Source organism: Arthrobacter sp. Cr_A7, from assembly GCF_029222765.1.
GTDB lineage: Bacteria > Actinomycetota > Actinomycetes > Actinomycetales > Micrococcaceae > Arthrobacter.
Genome location: NZ_JARHXQ010000093.1, coordinates 67,882 through 91,370 on the forward strand (window position 1 = coordinate 67,882; position 23,489 = coordinate 91,370).

Annotated in this window: 19 protein-coding genes; 12 read left to right on the forward strand and 7 right to left on the reverse strand. The window is 66.7% G+C overall.

The features are described 5' to 3' along the window. Window positions 1-111 precede the first annotated feature (111 nt). The 3 genes from sucB to P2Q66_RS05790 all read left to right on the forward strand — a co-directional run bounded on the left by sucB (window position 112) and on the right by P2Q66_RS05790 (window position 2,944). Window positions 112-1,866, forward strand: a complete 1,755-nt coding sequence (gene sucB / locus P2Q66_RS05780; protein ID WP_275726274.1) for a 2-oxoglutarate dehydrogenase, E2 component, dihydrolipoamide succinyltransferase — start codon at window positions 112-114, stop codon at window positions 1,864-1,866. 150 nt (window positions 1,867-2,016) lie between these two features. Next, window positions 2,017-2,367 carry a hypothetical protein gene (locus P2Q66_RS05785; protein ID WP_275726276.1) on the forward strand — a complete coding sequence of 117 codons (351 nt, stop codon included), beginning with the start codon at window positions 2,017-2,019 and terminating at the stop codon, window positions 2,365-2,367. Window positions 2,368-2,515: 148 nt separating this feature from the next. Beyond that, complete coding sequence (locus P2Q66_RS05790) at window positions 2,516-2,944, forward strand: OsmC family protein (protein WP_079597137.1); 429 nt, start codon at window positions 2,516-2,518, stop codon at window positions 2,942-2,944. Between the two features lie 90 nt (window positions 2,945-3,034). Here the strand turns inward: P2Q66_RS05790 and P2Q66_RS05795 are convergent, their stop codons facing one another. Further along, window positions 3,035-6,610, reverse strand: coding sequence for a S41 family peptidase (locus tag P2Q66_RS05795; protein ID WP_275726279.1), 3,576 nt, complete (start codon window positions 6,608-6,610; stop codon window positions 3,035-3,037). A 72-nt stretch (window positions 6,611-6,682) separates the two neighbouring features. Here P2Q66_RS05795 and P2Q66_RS05800 point away from each other — a divergent pair, with 72 nt between their 5' ends. After that, window positions 6,683-7,594 (forward strand): TIGR01777 family oxidoreductase, encoded by a 912-nt coding sequence (locus P2Q66_RS05800; RefSeq protein ID WP_275726296.1) that lies wholly within the window; start codon window positions 6,683-6,685, stop codon window positions 7,592-7,594. 25 nt (window positions 7,595-7,619) lie between these two features. On the opposite strand, the gene P2Q66_RS05805 is transcribed toward P2Q66_RS05800, so the two are convergent. Continuing rightward, the gene (locus P2Q66_RS05805; protein WP_275726281.1) at window positions 7,620-9,269 is read right to left on the reverse strand and encodes a serine/threonine-protein kinase; all 1,650 of its coding nucleotides are present in this window, start codon (window positions 9,267-9,269) and stop codon (window positions 7,620-7,622) included. A 138-nt stretch (window positions 9,270-9,407) separates the two neighbouring features. Here P2Q66_RS05805 and lipB point away from each other — a divergent pair, with 138 nt between their 5' ends. From lipB to P2Q66_RS05825, 4 genes are all read left to right on the forward strand, one after another. Next, on the forward strand, window positions 9,408-10,076 hold the full coding sequence (lipB, locus tag P2Q66_RS05810; RefSeq protein ID WP_275726282.1) for a lipoyl(octanoyl) transferase LipB: 669 nt from the start codon (window positions 9,408-9,410) through the stop codon (window positions 10,074-10,076). Continuing rightward, window positions 10,073-11,092: a lipoyl synthase gene (gene lipA, locus P2Q66_RS05815; protein ID WP_275726283.1), complete on the forward strand. Its 1,020-nt coding sequence runs from the start codon at window positions 10,073-10,075 to the stop codon at window positions 11,090-11,092. The genes lipB and lipA overlap by 4 nt, the downstream gene beginning before the upstream one ends. Window positions 11,093-11,190: 98 nt before the next feature. Next, window positions 11,191-11,943 carry a DUF4191 domain-containing protein gene (locus P2Q66_RS05820; RefSeq protein ID WP_079597143.1) on the forward strand — a complete coding sequence of 251 codons (753 nt, stop codon included), beginning with the start codon at window positions 11,191-11,193 and terminating at the stop codon, window positions 11,941-11,943. Between the two features lie 102 nt (window positions 11,944-12,045). Continuing rightward, window positions 12,046-12,405: a DUF3817 domain-containing protein gene (locus P2Q66_RS05825; RefSeq protein WP_275726284.1), complete on the forward strand. Its 360-nt coding sequence runs from the start codon at window positions 12,046-12,048 to the stop codon at window positions 12,403-12,405. A 29-nt stretch (window positions 12,406-12,434) separates the two neighbouring features. Here the strand turns inward: P2Q66_RS05825 and P2Q66_RS05830 are convergent, their stop codons facing one another. Then, window positions 12,435-12,872: an RDD family protein gene (locus P2Q66_RS05830; protein ID WP_275726286.1), complete on the reverse strand. Its 438-nt coding sequence runs from the start codon at window positions 12,870-12,872 to the stop codon at window positions 12,435-12,437. Window positions 12,873-13,145: 273 nt separating this feature from the next. Between P2Q66_RS05830 and glnA (P2Q66_RS05835) the strand changes: the two genes are divergently transcribed. Continuing rightward, window positions 13,146-14,570 carry a type I glutamate--ammonia ligase gene (gene glnA / locus P2Q66_RS05835; protein WP_079597146.1) on the forward strand — a complete coding sequence of 475 codons (1,425 nt, stop codon included), beginning with the start codon at window positions 13,146-13,148 and terminating at the stop codon, window positions 14,568-14,570. A gap of 668 nt (window positions 14,571-15,238) precedes the next feature. Here glnA (P2Q66_RS05835) and P2Q66_RS05840 read toward each other — a convergent pair. Genes P2Q66_RS05840 through glnA (P2Q66_RS05850) form a run of 3 tightly spaced genes read right to left on the reverse strand, consistent with a single transcriptional unit; the run spans window position 15,239 to window position 20,180 of the window. Then, window positions 15,239-15,769 (reverse strand): GNAT family N-acetyltransferase, encoded by a 531-nt coding sequence (locus P2Q66_RS05840; protein WP_275726288.1) that lies wholly within the window; start codon window positions 15,767-15,769, stop codon window positions 15,239-15,241. Window positions 15,770-15,818: 49 nt separating this feature from the next. After that, window positions 15,819-18,830, reverse strand: a complete 3,012-nt coding sequence (locus P2Q66_RS05845) for a bifunctional [glutamine synthetase] adenylyltransferase/[glutamine synthetase]-adenylyl-L-tyrosine phosphorylase (protein ID WP_275726290.1) — start codon at window positions 18,828-18,830, stop codon at window positions 15,819-15,821. Window positions 18,831-18,839: 9 nt separating this feature from the next. After that, window positions 18,840-20,180, reverse strand: coding sequence for a type I glutamate--ammonia ligase (gene glnA, locus P2Q66_RS05850; protein ID WP_079597235.1), 1,341 nt, complete (start codon window positions 20,178-20,180; stop codon window positions 18,840-18,842). Window positions 20,181-20,458: 278 nt separating this feature from the next. Here glnA (P2Q66_RS05850) and panB point away from each other — a divergent pair, with 278 nt between their 5' ends. Next, on the forward strand, window positions 20,459-21,352 hold the full coding sequence (gene panB / locus P2Q66_RS05855; RefSeq protein ID WP_275726292.1) for a 3-methyl-2-oxobutanoate hydroxymethyltransferase: 894 nt from the start codon (window positions 20,459-20,461) through the stop codon (window positions 21,350-21,352). A 72-nt stretch (window positions 21,353-21,424) separates the two neighbouring features. On the opposite strand, the gene P2Q66_RS05860 is transcribed toward panB, so the two are convergent. Then, the gene (locus tag P2Q66_RS05860; protein ID WP_115524644.1) at window positions 21,425-21,592 is read right to left on the reverse strand and encodes an SPOR domain-containing protein; all 168 of its coding nucleotides are present in this window, start codon (window positions 21,590-21,592) and stop codon (window positions 21,425-21,427) included. Window positions 21,593-21,713: 121 nt separating this feature from the next. Between P2Q66_RS05860 and map the strand changes: the two genes are divergently transcribed. After that, on the forward strand, window positions 21,714-22,592 hold the full coding sequence (map, locus tag P2Q66_RS05865) for a type I methionyl aminopeptidase (RefSeq protein WP_079597150.1): 879 nt from the start codon (window positions 21,714-21,716) through the stop codon (window positions 22,590-22,592). A gap of 100 nt (window positions 22,593-22,692) precedes the next feature. After that, window positions 22,693-23,489, forward strand: a 797-nt coding sequence (locus P2Q66_RS05870) for a polyphosphate--glucose phosphotransferase (protein WP_275726293.1), incomplete at its 3' end; no start/stop codon positions are given.

Here is a 23,489-nt window from a genome sequence, read left to right on the forward strand (position 1 = left end):
TTTTCCCCAGCACTATCGAGCCTGTGCACGCGGCACTAAAAACCGGGTGCACAGGCTCACAACAGGCAGCATTCAATCGCACTAAAGATCAATAAGGAGAACGGGGACGTTATGTCTGAATCCGTTAACTTGCCCGCCCTCGGTGAGAGCGTCACCGAAGGAACCGTCACCCGCTGGCTCAAGCAGGTAGGTGACCGGGTAGAGGTGGACGAGCCGCTGCTCGAAGTCTCCACCGACAAAGTAGACACTGAAATCCCCTCTCCTGTAGCTGGCGTGATTGAGGAAATCCTGGTCGCTGAAGACGAGACGGCCGAGGTGGGCGCACCCCTGGTCCGCATCGGCGACGGGTCCGGCAACGGCTCTGCCGCCCCGGCCGCAGAAGCTCCCGCCGCCGCCCCTGCTGAAGAAGCAGCGGCACCGGAGGCCCCTGCAGCACCGGCTGAAGAGGCTCCCGCCCCCGCAGCACCCGCCCAGGAGGCCCCTGCGGCCGGCGGCGGCGAAGGCCACGAGGTCACCCTCCCCGCCCTGGGTGAGAGCGTCACCGAAGGCACCGTCACGCGTTGGCTCAAGGCCGTGGGAGACACCGTTGAAGTTGACGAGCCCCTGCTGGAAGTTTCCACCGACAAGGTGGACACCGAAATCCCGTCGCCGGTTGCCGGTACGCTCCAGGAAATCCGCGTCAGCGAGGACGAGACCGCCGAGGTTGGCTCCGTCCTGGCCGTCATCGGATCCGGCGCCGCCGCTGCACCCGCCGAGGCACCCAAGGCCGCCCCCGCCCCGGAGGCACCTGCACAGGAAGCTCCCAAGGCCGAGGCGCCGAAGGCCGAAGCACCCGCAGCCGCACCGCAGGCAGCGCCCGCACCGGCAGCAGCACCTGCTCCGGCTCCCGCAGCAGCACCGGCAGCAGCCGAGGCCGCACCGGCAAACGGTGGATCCGAGTCCGGCTACGTGACTCCCCTGGTCCGCAAGCTCGCCAACCAGCACGGCGTGGACATTGCGTCCCTCTCCGGCACCGGCGTCGGCGGCCGCATCCGCAAGCAGGACGTCATGGCCGCTGCCGAAGCCAAGGCTGCGCCCGCGGCGGCACCGGCTGCAGCACCTGCCGCATCCGCTCCAGCAGCATCCAACGCCGCTGTCTCCTCGCTGCGCGGCACCAGCCAGAAGGCCCCGCGCATCCGCCAGGTCATCGCCCGCCGCATGCGCGAATCGCTGGAGATCTCCACCCAGCTGACCCAGGTCCACGAAGTGGACATGACCAAGGTTGCCAAGCTCCGCGCCCGCGCCAAGAACTCGTTCCAGGCCCAGAACGGCGTGAAGCTCACCTTCCTGCCGTTCATCGCCAAGGCGGTTGCCGAGGCCCTCAAGCAGCACCCCAAGCTCAACGCTGCGTACGACGAGGACAAGCAGGAAATCACGTACCACAACGCCGAGCACCTGGCGATCGCCGTCGACACTGACAAGGGCCTGCTGGTTCCGGTCATCTCCGACGCCGGCAACCTGAACCTCGCCGGCCTGGCCGGCAAGATCGCTGACGTCGCCTCCCGTACCCGCGACGGCAAGATCGGTCCGGACGAGCTGTCGGGCGGCACGTTCAGCATCACCAACATCGGCTCGGTGGGCGCCCTGTTCGACACCCCGATCATCAACCAGCCGCAGGTGGGCATCCTCGGCACCGGCGCCATCGTCAAGCGCGCCGTTGTGGTTGCTGACGAAAACGGTGACGATTCGATTGCCATCCGCTCCATGATGTACCTCTCGCTGACGTACGACCACCGCCTGGTGGACGGCGCGGACGCGGGCCGTTTCCTCCAGACCCTGAAGGCACGCCTTGAAGAAGGCGCCTTCGAAGCGGATCTGGGGCTGTAACAAGCAGAGACGAACGGCGGCGGTGCGGGCAGCGGTGGGAAACCACCGCACGGCCCGTGCCGCCGTCGTTGTTTAAGCGTCCAGGCGCCACCGCGCCGCGAGGCAGGCGCTCCTACTACCGGCTGTAGAACAACTGGTTACACTGGTCCCATGAACATCGTCTATAACATTGTGGTTTTCCTGCATATCGTCGGCGCAGCCATGATCGTGGGCATCTGGATCGGCCAGATGAAGAAGCCCACCGTCCACCCCCGCCAGTTCGACGGCGCCATGCTGCAGCTTCTCACCGGCGTCGCCCTGATGGGACTCATCCCGGCCCTGGACATGGACGCGAACTACGCCAAGCTGGGCATCAAGTTCGTTATCGCCCTCGCCGTCGGTGTCCTGGCCTTCATCGGACGCCGGAAGTACAGGAAGGGCGAAGCGGTCAGCCCGGGCCTGGCGCACGCTGTGGGTGGACTCGCGCTGCTCAACATCGCCATCGCCACCATCTGGAACTGACCCTTTGACAGGCGCCGTTCCTGGTCCCGGAGTCATAATCCACCAGCAGCGGACACCGGGTGCACCCTCCCGGTGAAGTCCCTAGGATGGGAAGCGGCGGGGTCCAGGCGCCTGCCTGCCCCGGTATGAATCAACTTGAGGAGTGAACATGGCAGCAACACGTTCAGCAAACGCAGTATGGAACGGCAACCTGACGGAGGGCTCCGGAACCACCAGCCTGGCCACGTCAGGCCTTGGCACCTTCGATGTCACCTGGAAGGCCCGCACTGAAGCGGCCAACGGCAAAACCAGCCCGGAGGAGCTCATCGCGGCGGCCCACGCCGCCTGCTTCTCCATGGCTTTCAGCAATGAACTTGCGAAGGCCGGCCACACTCCGGAGGAAGTCCGCACGAAGGCCGATGTGACCTTCGTTCCCGGCACGGGCATCACGGGCAGCCACCTGACCATGTCAGCGCGGGTTCCCGGCATCTCCGAGGATGAATTCCAGAAGATCGCCGCCGAAGCAAAGGTGGGTTGCCCGGTTTCCGGTGCCCTTGCCAGCATCGACATCACCCTGGACGCCACCCTGGAGTCCTGATCTGACGCAGGCCAGACAAGAAAGGCCCTGCCTGTCCGGAATGTTCCGGCAGGCAGGGCCTTTCGTTTGAGTGTCTGAACCCCCCGGCTCCTAGCTCCCTTGCCGCCGGGCAGGCAGCGGGGCGGGACGGAGCCGGCGGTAGCCTTCCCGTGCCGGCGGCCGATCCGTGGGCAGTTCCTGGATCATTTCCTTCAGCGCGCCGATGCCGTACTCCAGTTGCGGGTCGCGGCCGGCCGCATATGCGTGCGGCGGGAAGACCACCTCAATATCCGGGTCCACTCCATGGTTCTCGACGCTCCAGCCCACGCCGTCGCCGAACCAGGTGGCGTAACGGGGCTGGGTGACACCCGTGCCGTCGGCCAGGGCAAACCTGTTGTCGATTCCCACCACGCCGCCCCAGGTGCGGGTTCCGATGACCGGACCGATTCCCCGCAGCTTGGACACCTGGGTGATGATGTCGCCGTCGGACCCTGCAAATTCATCCGCCAGGACGATCACCGGACCGCGCGGTGCGTGGTGTGGGTAGGTACGCGGCTTTTCACCCCGGGGCATGCTCCAGCCGGTGACCTTGCGGCCGATCAGTTCAGCTACGAGCTGGGACGTGTGGCCGCCCCGGTTCCGCCGGACGTCCACGATGAGGCCGTCCAGCGCGGTTTCCGTGTCCAGGTCACGGTGCAGCTGCGCCCACCCGTTGGCCATCATGTCGGGAACGTGCAGGTAGCCAAAGGTGCCGTCCGACGCTTCCCGGACCGTCCGGCGGTTGGAGGCCACCCATTCCTGGTACCGCAGGCGTTCTTCGTCCCTGACGGGAACGACGGCGACGCGCCGCTGGGTGCCGGCGGCACCGCCGTGCCCCGCACCGTTGAGGAGGGTCAGCTCCACGGCACGGCCGGCCGCACCCACCAGTTGCATGGCAGGCGTGACGGCCGCGGTCAGCGGAACGCCGTCGATGGCGAGCAGGATGTCGCCGGCCTTTGCGTCCACGCCCGGCCTGGCCAAGGGCGAGGTGGCCAGCGGATCAGAGGATTCACCGGCCAGGATGCGGGTGATTTCCCAGCCCGCCTGCGTGTGCGCGAGGTCGGCACCAAGCCGGCCCTGCCCCTGGCTGCCGTTTTCGGTGACCGGGGCCGGCCGGACGTACGCGTGGGAGGTCCCCAGTTCGCCGTGCAGCTCCCACAGCAGGTCCACCAGGTCGTCGTGCGAGCCCAGCCGGTCCACCAGCGGCCGGTAACGGCGGTGGACGCCTTCCCAGTCCTGGCCCGCCATGTCTTCCGCCCAGAAGAAGTCGCGCTGCAGCCGCCAGGCTTCATCAAAGGCCTGGCCCCACACGCTGAGCGGATCCATCATGACGCGGATGCGGCCGAGGTCCACCTTGACCAGTTTTCCGGACTCCTCATCGGCCTTGGCATCGGAAGGAACAACCTGCACCTGCTTGTCGGAGACCAGCACCACCTTGGTCCGGTCCCCGGACATCCGGAAGCTGTCCAGCGATTCCACCAGCGTGGACTGCTTCTTCCGGTCCAGATCGAACCGCACCAGGCTGGGGCGGGCATCCTTGTCTTCCTGGCTGGCTTTGCCGTCGCCGGTGACGCCTGAGAGCGCCCAGTCCAGCCACAGCAGCGCGCCGTCGGTGGCCGCGAGGGAGGTGTAGTTGCCCTGCGGTACGGGCACGCCGATTACGCGGTGGGCCAGCCCTTCCGCGTCCACAAGGACCTCCGGCACGCCGGAGGGCTCAGCTGACGTTCCCTTTGGCGTTTCGACAACGGTCCCGGCATCCGGGGCGACGGCCGGCCCGAATGGCGACGGCGTCCCGGCCGCGAGTGCCACCAGGTACGGCTTGATGGGGCTGGGGAATGACAGGTCGAAGGAGTGGCCGTCGTAGACCGGGTCAAAACTCCGGTTGGACAGGAACGCAAGGTACTTGCCGTCAGGGGTGAAGACGGGCGATTTGTCGCCGAAGCGGCCGTCAGTGACGTCCACCGGGCCGGCGTCGGGATGCTCAGGATCTGCCAGCCGGAGCCGGCTGCGGGCACCAAAGGACGTGACCGGCTCTGACCAGGCCAGCCACCGCGAGTCCGCGGACCATGCCAGGTCCGCTATTGTCCCCTCTCCGATGCTGGCCATCAGCGACAAAGCGCCGGTCCGGGTGTCCACCACGTACACCTCGCCAAAGGGGGTGCCCAGGGCTATCCAGCGGCCATCGGGGCTGGCCTCCAGCGAGCTGGCGCGGGATGGTACGGGTATCGCGAAACGTGCAGCGTCGGTACCGGCGGCCGCTGCCTGTGCCTCTGCCCCTGTCCCGCCGCCCTCCGGGGCGACGTCTGCCTGCTGCGCGTCGGCCTGCAGTGCATCTGCCTGCCGGCTGTCGTCGGCCTGCCCGCCGCCGGCCTGCCCGCCGCCGGGGGCAGGGGCGAAGGTGCTGCCTTCAGCAAGGACAGCAGCTCCTGCCGCGGGCACGGGCCGGGGCAACGGCGTGGCTTCCTCCGCACCGGGAGCCGCCTCCGCCGCGTCGGCGCCGGTCTGGGGTTCGACGGCGGCCGGGGCGGGCGCGGATACGGACCCGGAAGTGTGGGGCACCGCCGCCACAATGGCCTTGATGTGCAGTGCCTCCACGCCGTCGTGGTCAGCGATGTAGGCAATCCGTCCATCGCCGAGGGGCCTGGGCAGGCGGCCCCGGACGCCGGGGGTGGCTTCGATAATGCGTGACGGGCCATCCTTGTGCCGCAGCCAGTGGATGGTGCCGTGGGCCTCCACGGCGCTTGCCGCGCCGGTGGTGTCCGGCACCACGGCGCCCAGGTGCTTGGACGTCTTAAGAAGGGCAGGGCGCCTGGACTGCGAAGCGGAGCCCAGGGTGATGTCCAGGCGCACGGCGTCCGAGCCAAGATCGGGCAGGACCCACAGCTCACCGGCCGACTCGAAGATCACGCGCTGTCCGTCGGTGGCGGCGTGCCGGACGTAGAAGTCCTCATGGTCGGTGTGCCGGCGCAGGTCCTTTCCGCTGGGAAGGACGGAATAGAGGTTGCCGTAGCCCTCGTGGTCCGACAGGAACGCGATGCGTCCGCCCACCCACATCGGATCGGCGAGGTTGCCGTTCAGTTCAGGCACAAGCCGCTCGAACTCGCCGTTGCCGTCCGTGTCTATCCACAGCTTTCCGGCCGTGCCGCCCCGGTATCGCTTCCACCAGGCCGGTTCGCGGGACAGTACGCTGCCCACCACCACCGGACGTTCGTCGCCCACTTCCGGGCCGAAGGCCACGGACTCCACCGGACCGAAAGGCAGCTCCTCGGCCCAGCCACCTTCCAGGGGAAGGCTGTAGGCGTACGTGTGCCGGCTTTCGGCCTGGCGGAAAGCACTGGTGACCACCACGGATCCGCCGGCGGTGAACCCCTTCACCCTGGTGGTGCTGTGCCCAAAATAGGTCAGCTGCCGGTAGCCTCCGCCGTCGACGTCCGCGGACACTACCTCCGGCGCCGTTCCCTGCACCACCGTCCACACCAGCTTCTTCCCATCCGGGGTGAAACGGGGGTTGCGGGCGGGCAGCTGAAGCGCGGAGACACGCCAGGCACGCCCACCGCCCAGGGGCGCGATCCACACGTCGTCCTCGGCCACGAAAGTGACCAGATCACCGTGTAGATGCGGGAAACGGAAGTAGCTGGAAGAAGTCATCGTTCGATCATAGTCAACCCTCCGCCGCCCCTGCGGGACGTGCCAAAGCCCGTGGCCGTGGTGAGATGGACCATGCGCATCGTCATCGCAGGAGCCTCAGGGCTGCTCGGCACCTCCATGTCCGCAACCTTCCGTGACGCCGGCCATGACGTCGTCACCCTCGTCAGGCGGGAACCCGCCTCAGACTCCGAAATTCGCTGGGACCCCGCCGCCGGCCAGCTCAACCCTGCCGCGCTTGCCGGGGCAGACGCAGTGGTGAACCTTGCCGGAGCCGGCATCGGGGACAGACCCTGGACGCGCAAGCGGGTGGACGAGCTGTTCAGTTCCCGGGTTGGGGCAACCCAGACACTCACGCAGGCAATGCACCAACTGGATGTTCCGCCGGCCACGTTCATCAGCCAGTCCGGTTCCAATTACTACGGCGATGCCGGAAACACGGTTCTTCGGGAGTCCGCGCCGCCTGGAGAGGGCACCCTGGCACGGATCTGCGCTGAGTGGGAAGCTGCGGCGGCCACCGCCCCGGCAGGGGTCCGCGTGGTCATTCCACGGACCGGCGTGGTCTTTAGCCGGACCGGCGGCGCCTTGGGCCGCATGCTCCCATTGCTGCGCCTCGGCATTGGCGGGCCCTTCGGCAACGGCAGGCAGTTCTGGCCCTGGGTCACACTGCCGGACGTGTCCGCAGCCTTCCTCTTCCTGCTCGAGTCGCAGATCCGCGGGCCTGTCAACCTGTGCGCGCCGGAGGACGCCGACGTCAACGCCATCGTGGCGGCACTTGCCGCTGCCCTGCACCGGCCAGCCGTGCTGCGGGTCCCCTCCTTTGCGCTGCGGCTTGTGATGCGCAACCTCGCGGAAGAGCTGCTGCTGTCCAGCATGCGTATGGAGCCTGCAGTCCTGCAGAACGCCGGTTTCCGGTGGCAGCATCCGGCGCTGGACCAAGCCGCGCAATGGGTGGCCGGCAAGGAGGGTGCGGGGACCAGGGGTTAGCCGCCCCCGTTCCCTCAGCAGGTCATCAGGATCCCGGCAGGATCTCGCTGATCCGCCATGCGCCGTCCACCGAGACCAGTACCAGCCGAAGGGGCTGGGCTGTGCTGGCTTCGCCTGCTGCAAGGACCGAGCCTTGGGCATCCTGCTCCTGATAGGCGGAGGTAGCGGACGTGGCACGAACCACGGCATGCGCATCCGTGGCCCCGTTTTCCGTGGCCACACCGGACAGCGAAGTGGCAAACCCGGCCAGGACAAGACCCGAGCTTCGAAGCCTGCCGGCCGTCCGGCTGTCTGCCGCCGCCGCGGGGGAACCGTCAGCGTTGACCTCGCCCAGCAGCTCCAGGTTGCCGCTGCTGAAGGCATGGTCCCGGAGTGCAGCCAGGCCCACCAGCGCCTGTGCGGGGTCGGAAGCCGCTGCCTGATGCCTGGCAGCCCCGGCAGGATCGACGGCCTCGCCGGGGTGTTGGCTCTTCCCGGGTGAACCCGGATCCGCAGGGGCCGCAGTGGCTCCGGGTGCAGCGTCACCAGGCGGAAAGATGGAACTGCCACCAGCCACCGACCAACCGCCCGCGATGGCCAGGACGGCGACGGCGGGCAGGGCCACCCTCAACATCCACCGGCGGATCGGCGGGGCCTCACGCAGGCGGCCGGCGTGTTTTCCCCTGCCGGCCGCAGGCTGCCGGGTATCCGGAAATGGCAGCCTGTGGGACCTTGTCCCTTTTCCCGTCCATGGCGATGTCACCACCCGCCGGCGCACGCCCTCGAACTGCTCCCTGATCCGGTTCGGCGAGGACGACGGCGGGACGTGCCTGCGCGTCAGCAGTTCCGGAATCACCGTGGGATGGACGGCGGCCGCCAAATCCAGGGGCCGGGGCGAGGCGCTGCGGTAGACGGCGGTGGCCAGGGCGGAAGCCGTGGGGCGAAGCCGGCGGTCCTCATTCAGCCCGGACTCCAGGGCAGCAGCCAGTTCCCTGGGCACCCCCGGGACGAGGAGGGACAGCGGCGGACGGTCAGCGGTCCGCGCGGGTGCCTCCCCGGTCAGGCAGTACCAGCCCAGGGCGGCCGCGGAGTAGACGTCGCGTTCGGGCTGCAGGCCTGCACGGACGGCATCGACGGGCGCGGGGTCCATGAAACCGGGAGTTCCGGGGCTTCCTGCACGGCCGGGATCACCGAGCATCCGGGCAATGCCGACGTCGGACAGCAGGGGTTTGCCCTGGCCGGTGAACAGCACGTTGCCGGGCGAAACGTCTGAATGCGTGAACCCGTTGGCGTGCAGGTGACCCAGGGCCTGGGCTATGGGCGTCACCACCGTGACCGTTTCCCCGACGCTGAGGCTGCCGCGGCTGGCCACCAACTGGGCAAGCGAACCGCCGGAGGCATAGTCCATCACCAGGGCTGTGCCGGCTCCCGGGACCCCTTCCACCCGGACGGCGTCGTGGGCTTTGACGAGGTGCTGGTGATCGAGGACGGAGAGGATACGGATTTCGCGTTTTACGGCATCTTCCGTCAGGCCTTCCCCGGTCCGCACCCCGCGCGAAGGCGGGCGGAAGCACTTCAGGGCATAGTTGCGGCCCGTCAGCTTTTCCGTAGCCAACCACACCGAAGCGCTGCCACCCTGGCCCAGCAGCCGGCCCACTGCGTAGCCAGGAACACTTGGAGCCTGCACATCATCCATCCCCCATGTTTAGCCCAATCCGCCGTTGCCTGCAGAAGTTATCCACAGTCACAGTCCCTTGCCCGGCACATCCGGGGGTGATGGTGAGGTTAGACACTAAACCGGGATCGCCGGGTTCCGGGGTCTAAGCTGGATGCCATGACTCTTGAGTTTTCACAGCTGGGTCTTGCCCCCGACTTCGTCGATTACCAGCAAGCCTGGGACATCCAGCGCGAACTCCATGACAAAGTAGTCGTCGGCGAAACGCCCAGCACCGTCCTGTTGCTGGAACATGCCGCCGTCTATACGGCAGGCAAGCTCACCGAAGACCACGAGCGGCCCTTCGACGGAACGCCCGTGGTGGCTGTGGACCGTGGCGGAAAGCTCACCTGGCACGGCCCGGGGCAGTTGATCGCCTACCCCATCCTCAAGTTGAAGAACCGCGCCGGAATCCGTGACTACGTGGAGCGCCTGGAAGCCATCATGATCGCCGTCATGGACGAGTACGGCATCAAGGCCGAACGGATCAAGGGGCGCGCCGGCGTGTGGGTCAAGGCGGACGCCAAGGGCCCGGACCGCAAGATCGCCGCCATCGGAATCCGCGTCCTCAACGGGGTCACCATGCACGGCATCGCCATCAACTGCAGCAATGACCTCGCACCGTATTCGCAGATCATCGCCTGCGGCATCACCGACGCCGGTGTAACCACCATGTCGCAGGAGACCGGGCGGGACATCCGCCCGGCCCACATCGTTGACCGCATTGTGGAAGAATTCCGCAAGCACCAAGAAGCACTCGTTTTAAGCCCCGAAGGAGCTCTACTGTGACACTGGCACCTGAAGGCCGGAAGATGCTGCGGATCGAGCAGCGCAATGCGGCCACCCCGGTGGAGCGCAAGCCGGACTGGATCAAGGCCAAGGTCCAGATGGGCCCGGAGTTCGTCGGGCTGAAGAACCTGGTGAAAAAGGAAGGCCTGCACACCGTCTGCGAAGAGGCCGGCTGCCCCAACATTTTCGAATGCTGGGAAGACAAGGAAGCCACTTTCCTGATCGGCGGCTCCGAATGCACCCGCCGCTGCGACTTCTGCCAGATCGACACCGGCAAACCCTCCCCCGTGGACCGGTTCGAACCCACCAAGGTGGCCCGCTCCGTCCAGGCCATGCAGTTGCGCTACGCCACCGTCACCGGCGTGGCCCGCGATGACCTCGAAGACGAAGGCGTCTGGCTCTACGCCGAAACCGTCCGCAAAATCCACGAACTGAACCCCGGCACGGGCGTCGAACTGCTCATCCCGGACTTCTCCGGCAAACCCGAGCACATCGCCGCGATCTGCGACTCGAAGCCCGAAGTGTTCGCGCACAACGTCGAAACCGTGCCCCGGATCTTCAAGCGGATCCGCCCGGCGTTCCGGTACGACCGGTCCCTGGACGTCATCACCCAGGGCCGGAACCTGGGAATGGTCACCAAATCCAACCTGATCCTGGGCATGGGCGAAACCCGCGAGGAAATCTCCGAAGCCCTCCGCGACCTGCACGCCGCCGGCTGCGACCTGATCACCATCACCCAGTACCTGCGCCCCTCCGAACGCCACCTGCCCGTGGACCGCTGGGTCAAACCCCAGGAATTCGTGGACCTCCAGCAGGAAGCGGACGAGATCGGCTTCCTCGGCGTCATGTCCGGGCCCCTGGTCCGCTCCTCCTACCGCGCCGGCCGGCTCTGGGCCACCGCAATGCGCAAAAAAGGACGCGACATCCCCGCCGCCCTCGCCCACATCGCCGACGGCATCCAGGACTCCGGCACCACACGCCAGGAAGCCAGCTCACTCCTGGCAGCGCATTCCTGACCCAGGCTCCCGCCACTGCACATAGCGTCCCCAAGGGCCGGCACCGGAAGATTCCGGCGTCCGGCCTTTGGGCTTAAGTCACGTAGAATTGAGGCACTATGGCGAAATCCCCTGACTCCAGCAACTCCACTCCGGCGGGCTCCAGCGCGGTGAAGCGCGGCCTCTTCTCGCGCAAGCCGAAAGAAGCCAAGGTTAAGAAGCCCAGCCGGCTCAAGCAGATCGGCGAAGTCTTCAACATGACCCGCCGGCATGACCCCATGGTGCCGTGGCTGATGCTGCTGGTCTTCCTTGGCGTTGTGGCTGTGAGCTTCCTGGTGGGCTTCTGGCTGGAAAACTGGATTACCGGCCTGATCATCGGCATTCCGCTCGGCCTGCTGGGCGCCACGCTGATCCTCTCGCGCCGTGCTGAACGTGCCGCCTTCGCGCAAATCGAAAACCAGCCGGGCGCCTCCGGCGCCGCCCTCGGAACCCTTCGCCGCGGCTGGATCACCGAGGAACAGCCGGTAGCCGTTAACCCCCGCACGCAGGACGCCGTGTTCCGTGCCATCGGCCGTCCCGGCGTCGTGCTCGTCAGTGAAGGCCCCACGCACCGCGTGAAGCCGCTGCTGGATGCGGAGCGCAAGCGCCTCGCCCGGATCCTGCCTAACGTTACGGTCCACGTCATCGAGAGCGGCCGCGGTGAAGGCCAGGTGCCGCTCAGCCAGGTTGCCAAGAAGATGGGCAAGCTGAAGAAGGAACTGACCAAGCTTGAGGTCAACGCCGTCTCAAAGCGGATCGCATCGCTGGGGAACAAGCTTCCCATCCCCAAGGGCATCGATCCCTACAAGGCCCGTCCCAACCGCGGACGCTAGACCTGACAGCGCCCCGGTACCGGCCTCCCGCCGGACGCCGGGGCGTTTTTCTTGCCCCCAGACCTCCGTCACGTTAAACACCTCCCAGGACAGGACTTCCCCATGCCCCTCAAGAACGTAGTAATCCGCGCTTTCCGGATCCTCGCGGTCGCCGAAGCGTTCAGCTGGGCTGCCCTGCTCATCGGCATGTACTTCAAGTGGATTGCCGGCACCACTGAAATCGGTGTCCAGGTGGCCGGCCCCATCCACGGTGCGCTGTTCGTGGGCTACGGCATCGCGGCGCTGGCTCTGTGGCGCCTGCAGCGCTGGCCATTCCTGGTGGCCCTGTTCGCCGGGGTATCAGCCGTCTTCCCCTTCGCCACCATCCTGTTCGAACGCTGGGCGGGCAAGCGCGGACACCTCAACCCCGGCCCGGCCTCCAAGACCGACGCCGTCTCCGCCAGGGAGTCGAGCCGCGTCTAGCAGGCTTTCCGGCGTCGCTGCGGAACGCGCTACCGGCGGATGAGCAGCGTGTTCATCGCCTTGTCATGGAGTCCGCGCTGGTCAGGATCGAAAATCACGGCGGGGACCACGAGGCAGAGCAGCACCGCCCTCACCAGCGCAGCCAGCGGCCCGGGAACCCCGCCGCCTGGCCTCACCACCGCAATGCCCAAGGCCCGGTGGCCGATGCTGTAGCCGAGGGTCCCCACCAGGAGGGTCTGTTCGACGGCGAACACGGCCAGGGTTGCCCAGGAATTTCCACCGAACGCAAAGTTGCTGATCAGCAGCGCGATGCCCCAGTCGATCATGATCGCCGCAATCCGCCGTCCCGCCCGCGCGATGGAGCCGGGACCGGATTCCGGCAGGCCCAGCCGCTCACCGGGATACTTCGAGATACCGGACGTATCCGGTCCGCTGAGCCAGGAGCCAATGTCTTTGCGATCTACCACCGTCCAAGTTTACCGGCCTCACCTTCGCCGCCACGCCCGGATGGTGGATGGAGTTAGACCACAGTGTGGACTGCGGATAGCGTTGCGTTATCAGGGCATTCTGTAACCTGCCCGAAACAATGTGGACACGGACGGGAAATGCCGCGTCCATAGGCTGTTAGCAGTTTCAAGCAATACCTAAAGCAGGGAAAACCTTGAGTTCTCCCTGCTTTCGGATTGCGCTGGATCAGATGGCTTGCACGCCAGATATTTACATATGCGTTAGGAGCATAGATGTTCAAGACTGCGGACGAAGTCCTCAAGTTCATCAAGGACGAAGATATTAAATTCGTCGATATCCGCTTCACCGATCTTCCGGGCGTCCAGCAGCACTTTAACGTTCCCGCCAAGAGTGTTGACGCCGACTTCTTCATCAACGGCCAGCTCTTCGACGGCTCCTCCATCCGCGGCTTCCAGGGCATCGCCGAATCCGACATGCAGCTGATCCCGGACGTCACCACCGCGTTCCTGGACACCTTCCGCATGGAGAAGACCCTCGCGCTGAACTTCTCCATCGTCAACCCCCGCACCGGTGACCCGTACCACCGCGACCCGCGCGGCGTGGCTGAGAAGGCCGAGGCCTACCTGGCCTCCACCGGCATCGCCGATACCGCGTTCTTCGCTCCCGAGGCCGAGTTCTTCGTGTTCGACAATGTCCAGTACCAGTCCTCCCCGCAGGGCAGCTTCTACAAGATCGACTCCGAGGAAGCCCACTGGAACACCGGCCGCGAGGAAGAGGGCGGAAACCTCGGCTACAAGACCCCCGTCAAGGGCGGTTACTTCCCGGTCTCCCCCACGGACAAGCAGGCTGACCTGCGCGACGCCATGTGCGTGGCGCTGGATGAAGCCGGCCTTGAGGTCGAGCGCAGCCACCACGAAGTCGGCTCCGCCGGCCAGGCTGAGATCAACTACAAGTTCACCACCCTGACCCACGCTGCCGATGACCTGCAGAAGTTCAAGTACGTCATCAAGAACACCGCAGACGCCTGGGGCAAGTCCGTAACCTTCATGCCGAAGCCCGTCTTCGGTGACAACGGCTCGGGCATGCACTGCCACCAGTCGCTGTGGAACGGCGGCCAGCCGCTGTTCTACGACGAGAAGGGCTACGCCGGCCTGTCCGACACCGCCCGCTGGTACATCGGCGGCCTGCTGAAGCACGCTTCGGCCGTGCTGGCGTTCACGAACCCCACTGTGAACTCCTACCGCCGCCTGGTCAAGGGCTTCGAGGCCCCGGTCAACATGGTGTACTCGCAGGGCAACCGCTCCGCCGGTATCCGTATCCCGATCACGGGTACCAACCCGAAGGCCAAGCGCATCGAGTTCCGCGCTCCGGACCCCTCCTCCAACCCGTACCTGGCATTCGCTGCCCAGCTGATGGCCGGCATCGACGGCATCCGCAACCGCATCGAACCGCCGGCTCCGATCGACAAGGACCTCTACGAGCTCCCCGCCGAGGAAGCCAAGGACATCCCCAAGGCTCCGGGCACGCTTGAGGAAGCCCTTGAGGCCCTCCGCGAGGACAACGAGTTCCTGCAGGCCGGTGGCGTGTTCACCCAGGACCTCATCGACACCTGGATCGAGTACAAGTACGAGAACGAGATCCGCCCGCTGTCCCTGCGCCCGAACCCCTACGAGTTCGAGCTCTACTACGGCGTCTAGTCAGATCATGCGGCTGGAGCGGGCATAGTCCGCACACCGTCCGCAAGAATCTGCAGACAGAAAAGGCCGGCCCCAGGTTAACCCCTGGGACCGGCCTTTTTGCTGCCCGGACATGGCAAGGCCAGCTGCTCACTCCGCGAACTGCGCTGCTCCCCCAACACACGTGAGACCCGGCTAACTGCCATAACGAAAACGTAGCTTCGGCGGACGCATCCACACCTGCATGAATGCAGGCCAACCCTGCGAAAATGCATGTTGATGAATCTTCTACTTGCCAGTAGCTTTGTCGAGGCGACTTCCCATTTCCCCCATTTGGGCGGACGCCAAAGAAAGGCTCCGCGGCTACCCCCAATGCCGCGGGGCCTTTCGCATACCTACTGTTCCCCAGGTCGCCCCTGCTTAACAGAGGCTCGCAGGGCATGACGCTGTGCCCGTAGCTACATAATCAAGGTTAAGTGACGAAGCTGCCCGGGCGGACACGCTGCCGGCACCGGGTGCACAGAAGGTGGAGGCCCGGCTCCAGACGTGCTGAGACCGGGAGCCGGACCTCCTGACGAATGCCCCCCGAGACGAAGACTGTTCGAGCCTTCCCCCCAACAAGGTTGAAGAACACCGCCACCCACATACTCGACTAAACACCTGCCGAGTGCAATGCCGCGCCGCTGCCGTTACCTCATCGTGGTATCCGCAAAGCCCCGGAACATGATCCTTTGCGGCCCTGCCGCGCCTCCGTTGTATTGGCCGTGGTCCACGAATCCGGCGCGGCGGTAGGCGGCCAGGCCCGCCGGGTTCGCTTCGTTGACGGACAGTACGACGCCGGTTTCCCCGGTCTGGTGCCGGGCCGTCAGCTTTTCGGCAGTGGCCACGGCAGCGGCGGCGGCTTTCTGCCCAAGGCCCCTGCCCTGGTGCCGCCGGTCGATCAGGAACCCCCTCAGCAGCCAGGCGCTGTGGTCGTCCGGCCAGCCGGCCAGCCCCGCTGCACCGCTCTGCAGGGTGAGCACACCGACGGCACGGCCGTCGGATTCAATAACATAGGGCCGCCGCGAATCCTCCGCCAGTCCTGCCAGGGCCATACGCAGGGGGTCGCCCACGAACCTTTCCTGGCCTTGACTGAGCTGCAGTTTCGCGGCCGCACCGAGCTGGATGGCGCAGGCGTCAGCGTCCAGGTCCCGCAGCGAAATAAGCCAGACGCTGCTCAACGTAACACCCCCTCCGACGACACGGAACAGCCCGGCCCTTCCGGCACCGTCACTGCCCGTAGAAAACCCGTTCGAAGACCGCACGGGCGCGCCGGCTGACACGCAGGTAGTCCTCTTCCAAAGCGGCGGCATTGCCTGGTTCGTAGCCGCACCACCTGGCCACCGCTTCCAGGTCGCGGCGGGACGACGGCAGGAGGTCCGAGGCCTTGCCGTTCCAGATGACGTTCGCGGACCTGATCCTGCTGGCCAGCCGCCATGCCTGGGCCAGGAGGTCAGCATCGTCCTGCGTGAGCAGGCCCGCACGGGCAGCGGCTTCCAGGGCCGGCACGGTGGAGGTGGTCCGCAGTTCCGGCTGTTTGCCGGCGTGCTGGAGCTGGAGCAGCTGGACCAGCCACTCGACGTCGCTCAGGCCGCCGCGGCCCAGCTTAAGGTGCCGTGCGGGATCGGCACCCCGGGGCAGCCGTTCGGATTCCACCCGGGCCTTGATCCTGCGGATTTCGCGGACGTCCTGTTCCGACACCGATTCCGGGTACCGGATGGGGTCGATGAGCTGCAGGAAATCGCGGGCCAGTCCGTCGTCCCCTGCCATGGGGCGTGCACGCAGCAGCGCCTGGGCCTCCCAAATGAGCGACCAGCGGCGGTAGTACTCGGCGAAGGAGTCCAGGGACCGAACCATGGCTCCGCTCTTGCCCTCCGGGCGCAGGTCCGCGTCCATTTGCAGGACCCGTTCGGCCATGATGGCCGGTTTCAGCGGCTGGGTCAGCAGGCTGGAGATCTTGGCGACAATCCGGGACGCCTGTTCCTGCGCCTCTTCCTCGGAGTAGCCGGGCAGCGCCCGGTGCACGTACATCACATCGGCGTCGGAGCCGTAGCCGATCTCGCGGCCGCCCTGCCGTCCCATCGCTACCACCAAAACAGCGGTCTTCAGCGGCCCGTTGGCGGAGACAATGCCTTCCGCCACCCGGAGGGCGCCCAGGACTGCTGCCCTGTCGGTGTCGGCAAGGGCGGCACCCACCTGGTCCTGGTCCAGCAGCCCGGCAGAGTCCGCGACCGCAATCCGCAGGGTTTCACGCCGACGGATCAGCCGGATGAGGCGCATGGCACTTTCCGGATCGGCGTGCCTGGACATTTTGGAGGTGATCTCCTGCCACTGCGCCTCAAACGACACCGGCACCAGGTCCTTGTCCTGGCCCAGCCAGGCTACCGATTCGGGCGACACCTCCAGCAGGTCCGCTATGAGCCGTGAATTCGAGAGCATATGGCACAACCGCTCCGCGGCCGCGTTGGAGTCCCGGAGCATCCCCAGGTACCAGTGGGTGGTGCCCAGCGCCTCGCTGACCCGGCGGAAGGCGAGCAGCCCGGCGTCGGGGTCCACTCCTTCGGCCAGCCAGTCCAGGAGGATGGGCAGCAGTTGCCGCTGCAGCGCGGCACGCCGGCTGACTCCCGCCGTCAGTGCTTCGATGTGCCGCATGGCGCCCTGGGGGTCGCGGTAGCCGAGGGCCGCGAGCCGGCCCTGCGCGGCTTCCGGCGACAGCCTGGCGTCCTCGCTGCTGAGCTTGGCGGCCGTGTTCAGCAGCGGCCGGTAGAAGATCCGCTCATGCAGTTCGCGGACGGACCGCTTGGTCTTCTGCCAGGCGGCCATCAGCGCGTCAGGGTGGGGCCGCTCGTTCGAGAAGGGGCCCAAAACGGCTTTGGCCAACGAGCGCAGTGCGGGTTCCGCGACTGGCATGAGGTGCGTCCTGCGCAGCTGGAACAGCTGGATCCGGTGCTCCAACAGCCGCAGGTAGCGGTAGGCGTTGTCGAATGCGGCGGCGTCCGAGCGGCCGATGTAGCCGCCCGCGGACAGGGCAGCGATCGCGGAGGTGGTGTCCCGCCGCCGCAATGTCTCATCCGCCCTGCCATGGACCAGCTGCAGCAGCTGGACCGTGAACTCAACATCCCGCAGCCCGCCGCGCCCCAGCTTGATCTGCCGCTGCTCCTCCGCCGGCGGGATGTGTTCGGTCACCCGTCGCCGCATCGCCTGGACGGACTCCACGAAGCCGTCCCGGCTTGCCGAACTCCAGATCAGCGGCGCCACGGCATCCTCGTAGCGCCGCCCAAGGTCGGCGTCCCCGGCGATGGTGCGGGCTTTGAGCAGGGCTTGGAATTCCCAGCTTTCGGCCCACCGCGCGTAGTACGTCTCATGCGAGGCAAGGGTCCTCACCAGGGGCCCGGACTTGCCCTCGGGCCGCAAGTTCGCGTCCACCTCCCACAGGCCGGGTTCGCGTGCCACGGAGGAAATGGCGCGGGAAATCCCGCTCGCCAGGGCCGTGCCAATGGTGTTGGCCTGCGCATCGTCAAGGCTTCCGCCGTCCACGACGTAGATGACGTCGACGTCGGAAATGTAGTTCAGCTCGCGCGCCCCGCATTTGCCCATGCCAATGACGGCCAGCCCGACGTCGGCCACTTCGGCGGCGCTGTACTGGTCCGCCGCTTCGGCCCGCGAGACCGCGAGGGCGGCCTCGATGGCTGCGCCGGCGAGGTCTGCGAGTTCGCCGCCCACCGCGGGCAGGAAGTCGAGCGGATCGGCGGCACACAGGTCTTTGACCGCGAGGTCCACCACTCCCCTGCGGTAGGCCGTGCGCAGCGCGGCATAGGCCTCCGCGCCGGTGGCTGCTGCCACGGGACGGGCGGCGCGCGGATCGGCGCCTACTGCCTGCAGAAGGGTTGCGCGCAGCCCAGCAGGATCCGCGGGCAGGGGCTCCGGGCTGGCACGGACCTTGAAGGCGTCAAGGTGCTCGGGGTGCCGGATGAGGAACTCGCCCAGCGCTTCGGACGCACCCAGCACCCGGTACAGCGGTTCGCTCGTTTCCGGGTCCGCGGCCGCCAGCGTCCGCAGGTCAGGATGTTTTTCGATCAGCCGGACCAGGGACTGCAGGGCGGTGTCCGGGCTGGCGGCCATCTGCAGTCCGGTGAACAGCGTGTCCTGGTCCAGCCCCTCCAGTTCCCGGGCAGCGAGGAACCGCTCGCCCTTCTCCAGGTCGCTGAAACCGGCCGCAATAAGGCGGCGTGCCAGGCTCACGCCCGCCGCCTAGAGAATGCCGAGGTTGCGCTGCAGCTCGTAGGGCGTCACCTGCAGCCGGTAGTCCTGCCACTCTGCGCGCTTGTTGCGCAGGAAGTGCTCGAAGACCTGCTCGCCCAGGATCTGCGGCATCAGCTCCGAATCCTCCATGGAACGGATTGCATCGTGCAGGCTGGCCGGAAGCGGGTCGTGGCCCATGGCGCGGCGCTCAGCCGAGCTCAGCGACCAGACGTCGTCCTCGGCAGCAGCGGGCAGGTCGTAGCCTTCCTCGATACCCTTGAGCCCGGCGCCGAGCAGCACCGCGTAGGCGAGGTACGGGTTGGCAGCCGAGTCGATGCCGCGGTACTCGATCCGGGCGGACTGGCCCTTCCCCGGCTTGTACAGCGGAACACGGACCAGCGCGGAGCGGTTGTTGTGGCCCCAGCTCAGGTAGCTCGGCGCCTCGCCGCCGCCCCAGAGCCGCTTGTAGGAGTTCACGAACTGGTTGGTGACGGCCGTGAATTCGGGCGCGTGCTTGAGGATGCCGGCAATGAACTGGCGGGCGGTCTTGGACAGCTGGAACTCTGCGCCGGCCTCGTAGAAGGCGTTGGTGTCGCCCTCGAACAGGGAGAAGTGGGTGTGCATGCCGGAACCCGGGTGCGCGGTGAATGGCTTGGGCATAAAGGTGGCGTAGGTGCCCTGCTGCAGCGCCACTTCCTTGATGACGGTACGGAACGTCATGATGTTGTCCGCCGTCTGCAGGGCGTCGGCGTAGCGCAGGTCGATCTCGTTCTGGCCGGGTCCGCCCTCATGGTGGCTGAACTCCACGGAAATGCCCACGGACTCCAGCATGGTCACAGCGGTGCGGCGGAAGTCCTGGGCAACGCCGCCCGGGACGTGGTCGAAGTAGCCGCCCTCGTCCACCGGTACCGGTGCGCCATCGGGACCAAGGTCCTGCGACTTGAGCAGGTAGAACTCGATTTCCGGGTGGGTGTAGCACGTGAAGCCCATGTCGGCGGCCTTGGCGAGCGTCCGCTTGAGGACGTTCCGCGGGTCCGCGGCGGAAGGCTCGCCGTCGGGCGTCAGGATGTCGCAGAACATGCGCGACGTCTGCTCCGTCTCACCGCGCCACGGCAGGATCTGGAAGGTGGACGGATCCGGCTGCGCCAGCATGTCCGACTCGAAGACACGGGCCAGGCCCTCGATGGCAGATCCGTCGAAACCGAGCCCTTCCTCGAAGGCGCCTTCAACCTCGGCGGGCGCCAGGGCCACAGACTTGAGCGAACCCACGACGTCGGTGAACCACAGGCGCACGAAACGTACGTCGCGCTCTTCGATTGTGCGCAGGACAAACTCTTGCTGGCGGTCCATGATGGCCTCTTCTCCGGTCAACGTGCATGCTCCGGGGTCCGCAGGATGGGGGATGCCGGCAGCAGTTCACAAACACTGTACTAAGCATTCGACGCCGATGCTGGAGCCTGGGCCGCGCGTAACACAGCGTTAACACCCCAGACGCTCTTTGAGGGCCGCGCGTCAGGTGATCCCGGCCTCCCGCGGCGGCCGCCGGAGGCCTCTGTATGACGCTTATCACCCGCACGTCAGGCTTTCGGCGGTAGCTAGGACGGCGGGTACCGCATTACGCTCATGCCATGGCCTCCAGCAACAGTTCTGACTCAAGCGTGTCCGCCGACGTTCCCGCCCCCTACGGCAGCGGGCCCGGGCAGGCCGCACCCGCTTCAGGACCGAAGCCGGGCAAGGTGCGCATCCACCACCTGCAGCAGGCCAAGAAGGACGGCACGAAGTTCGCGATGCTGACGGCCTACGAGCAGTACACGGCCGAGATTTTCGACGCCGCCGGCATCGAGGTGCTCCTGGTCGGAGATTCCGCCTCCAACAACGTGTTCGGCAACGAGACCAGCCTGCCGGTCACCGTGGACGAGCTGCTCCCCCTGTGCCGCGCCGTCGCCCGGTCCGCCAAACGGGCTTTGGTGGTGGCCGACCTGCCCTTCGGCAGCTACGAGGTCTCCGCGGAGCAGGCGGTCTCCGCCGGTGTCCGCTTCCTCAAGGAAGGCCTGGCCCACGCCGTCAAGATCGAAGGCGGCGCGTACTACGCACCCACTGTTCGCGCCATGGTGCAGGCCGGCATCCCGGTCATGGCCCACATCGGCTTCACCCCGCAAAGCGAGCACGCCCTGGGCGGTTATCGGGTGCAGGGGCGCGGCGATGACGCCCAGCGCCTGATTGACGACGCCGTGGCCCTGGCCGACGCCGGAGCGTTCTGTGTGCTGATGGAAATGGTGCCGGCAGACACGGCGGCCGCGGTGGAGGCGGCCGTCAGCGTTCCTACGGTGGGCATCGGCGCCGGCAAGGAAACCACCGGCCAGGTGCTTGTCTGGCAGGACATGGCCGGCCTCCGCGGCGGGCGGATGGCCAAGTTCGTCAAACAGTACGCAGACCTTCGCAGCACCCTCCTGGATGCTGCCACAGCCTACGGCGACGACGTGCGGTCGGGACAGTTCCCCGGGCCCGAGCACTCTTTCTAGCCCGCACGCCCGGCCCGCCACCGGCCGGACTGCTTCCCCGGCCCGCACCCGAGACGGGGCGGGACGCGTACCTCAGTCGTCGTCGTCGTTTTTCTCCCAGGCCTCATTGCGGGCCCGGACCTTCTCGAGGGCGTGTTCGGCTTCTTCCCTGGTTTTGTAGGGGCCGATCAGCTGGCTCCAGTCCGAGAGCCGGTCCTCTTCCACCTCATGGGTTTTGATGTTGTACCAGTACTCAGTCATCGTTGCTCCCGTTCCGGCAGGCAGGGAAGCCGCAGCGTGACGCGCGTAACTTAAAGCCCTACGCAGGTCCTCCGCGGCTTCCGGTTGTTAGGCGTTCTGTGGTGCCTTATATGATCAATCTATGCCTTCCCTTGCCTCGACTGCACCCATCGGCACCCTCACCCCCGGTACTATCGGCCCGCAGCGTCCCGTCCCGGCCTCCATCCCCCGCCCGGAGTACGTCGGCAAGCCCGCCCCCGCCAAGTTCACGGGGTCCGAGGTCAAGTCCGCCGAGACCATCGAGAAGATCAGGATCGCGGGAAAGATCGCGGCCCAGGCCATCGTGGAAGTGGGCAAGCACATCCAGCCGGGCGTCACCACGGACCAGCTGGACAAGGTGGGCCACGAATTCCTGCTTGACCACAAGGCGTACCCGTCCACCCTCGGCTACCGGGGCTTCCCGAAATCGCTGTGCTCCTCCCTGAACGAGGTCATCTGCCACGGCATCCCGGACAGCACGGTGGTGCAGGACGGCGACATCATCAACATCGACATCACCGCCTTCATCAACGGCGTCCACGGCGACACCAACTACACCTTCCTGGTGGGCGACGTGGACGAGGAATCCCGCCTGCTGGTGGAACGGACGCAGGAGTCGCTGAACCGCGCCATCAAGGCTGTGGCCCCCGGCCGGGAGATCAACGTCATCGGCCGCGCCATCCAGTCCTACGCCAAGCGGTTCGGCTACGGCGTGGTCCGCGACTTCACCGGACACGGCGTGGGCGAAGCCTTCCACACGGGCCTGATCATCCCCCACTACGACGCCGCCCCGGCCTACAACACGGTCATCGAGGCGGGCATGGTGTTCACCATCGAGCCGATGCTCACCCTGGGCACCGTGGAGTGGGACATGTGGGCGGACGACTGGACCGTGGTCACCAAGGACCGCAGGCGCACCGCCCAGTTCGAGCACACGCTGCTGGTGACCGAATCCGGCGCCGAGATCCTCACCCTGCCCTAGCCTGATGCACTATTAGCTTTTCCGGTTCCTGACCGGACACCCATCCGGGCCGGCCGCCGGCCGCCCTTCCCTGCCCGCCCCTGCCACGAACGGAAACCCATTGGCCAAGAAGGACGAGAAGTCGCACAAGAACGCCCCGCTGATCGGCATCGACATCGGAGGCACGGGAATCAAGGGCGGCATCGTCGACCTCAAAAAGGGCAAGCTCCTGGGCGAACGCTTCCGGGTGCCCACCCCGCAGCCCGCCACGCCCGAGTCCGTGGCGGAGGCCGTGGCACTGGTGGTGGCGGAACTCTCGGCCCGTCCCGAAGCGCCCGAAGCGGGTTCACCCGTGGGCGTCACCTTCCCCGGCATCATCCAGCACGGCGTCGTGCACTCCGCAGCCAACGTGGACAAGGCCTGGCTGGACACCAATATTGATGCCCTGCTGACGGAGCGCCTCGGCCGGCCGGTTGAGGTCATCAACGACGCCGACGCCGCGGGCCTGGCGGAGGCGCGCTACGGCGCCGGCGCCGGCGTTGCCGGCACAGTCCTGGTGATCACCCTGGGAACCGGCATCGGCTCTGCCTTTATCTTTGACGGCAAACTCGTTCCCAACGCCGAACTGGGGCACCTGGAGATTGACGGCTTCGATGCGGAAACCAAAGCCTCCGCCGTGGCCCGTGAGCGCGACGGCCTGACCTGGGACGAATACAGCGTGCTGCTGCAGCGCTACTTCTCCCACGTGGAGTTCCTGTTTTCCCCCGAGCTGTTCATCGTGGGCGGCGGAATCTCCAAGCGGGCCGACGAATACCTGCCCAACCTGAAGCTGCGCACCCCGATCGTGCCGGCCGTCCTGCGCAACGAGGCAGGCATCGTGGGCGCCGCCATCGAGATTGCCCTGAAGCACAAGCTCGC

Excerpts from the sequence above, each read along its gene's own strand:
- P2Q66_RS05860 (WP_115524644.1), bottom strand. The coding sequence starts at position 21,592 with ATGACTGAGTACTGGTACAACATCAAAACCCATGAGGTGGAAGAGGAC.
- P2Q66_RS05820 (WP_079597143.1), top strand. The coding sequence starts at position 11,191 with ATGGCGAAATCCCCTGACTCCAGCAACTCCACTCCGGCGGGCTCCAGC.
- lipB (WP_275726282.1), top strand. The coding sequence starts at position 9,408 with ATGACTCTTGAGTTTTCACAGCTGGGTCTTGCCCCCGACTTCGTCGAT.
- map (WP_079597150.1), top strand. The coding sequence starts at position 21,714 with ATGCCTTCCCTTGCCTCGACTGCACCCATCGGCACCCTCACCCCCGGT.
- P2Q66_RS05825 (WP_275726284.1), top strand. The coding sequence starts at position 12,046 with ATGCCCCTCAAGAACGTAGTAATCCGCGCTTTCCGGATCCTCGCGGTC.
- P2Q66_RS05800 (WP_275726296.1), top strand. The coding sequence starts at position 6,683 with ATGCGCATCGTCATCGCAGGAGCCTCAGGGCTGCTCGGCACCTCCATG.
- P2Q66_RS05795 (WP_275726279.1), bottom strand. The coding sequence starts at position 6,610 with ATGACTTCTTCCAGCTACTTCCGTTTCCCGCATCTACACGGTGATCTG.
- glnA (WP_079597146.1), top strand. The coding sequence starts at position 13,146 with ATGTTCAAGACTGCGGACGAAGTCCTCAAGTTCATCAAGGACGAAGAT.
- sucB (WP_275726274.1), top strand. The coding sequence starts at position 112 with ATGTCTGAATCCGTTAACTTGCCCGCCCTCGGTGAGAGCGTCACCGAA.
- P2Q66_RS05790 (WP_079597137.1), top strand. The coding sequence starts at position 2,516 with ATGGCAGCAACACGTTCAGCAAACGCAGTATGGAACGGCAACCTGACG.
- panB (WP_275726292.1), top strand. The coding sequence starts at position 20,459 with ATGGCCTCCAGCAACAGTTCTGACTCAAGCGTGTCCGCCGACGTTCCC.
- P2Q66_RS05805 (WP_275726281.1), bottom strand. The coding sequence starts at position 9,269 with ATGGATGATGTGCAGGCTCCAAGTGTTCCTGGCTACGCAGTGGGCCGG.
- P2Q66_RS05785 (WP_275726276.1), top strand. The coding sequence starts at position 2,017 with ATGAACATCGTCTATAACATTGTGGTTTTCCTGCATATCGTCGGCGCA.
- glnA (WP_079597235.1), bottom strand. The coding sequence starts at position 20,180 with ATGGACCGCCAGCAAGAGTTTGTCCTGCGCACAATCGAAGAGCGCGAC.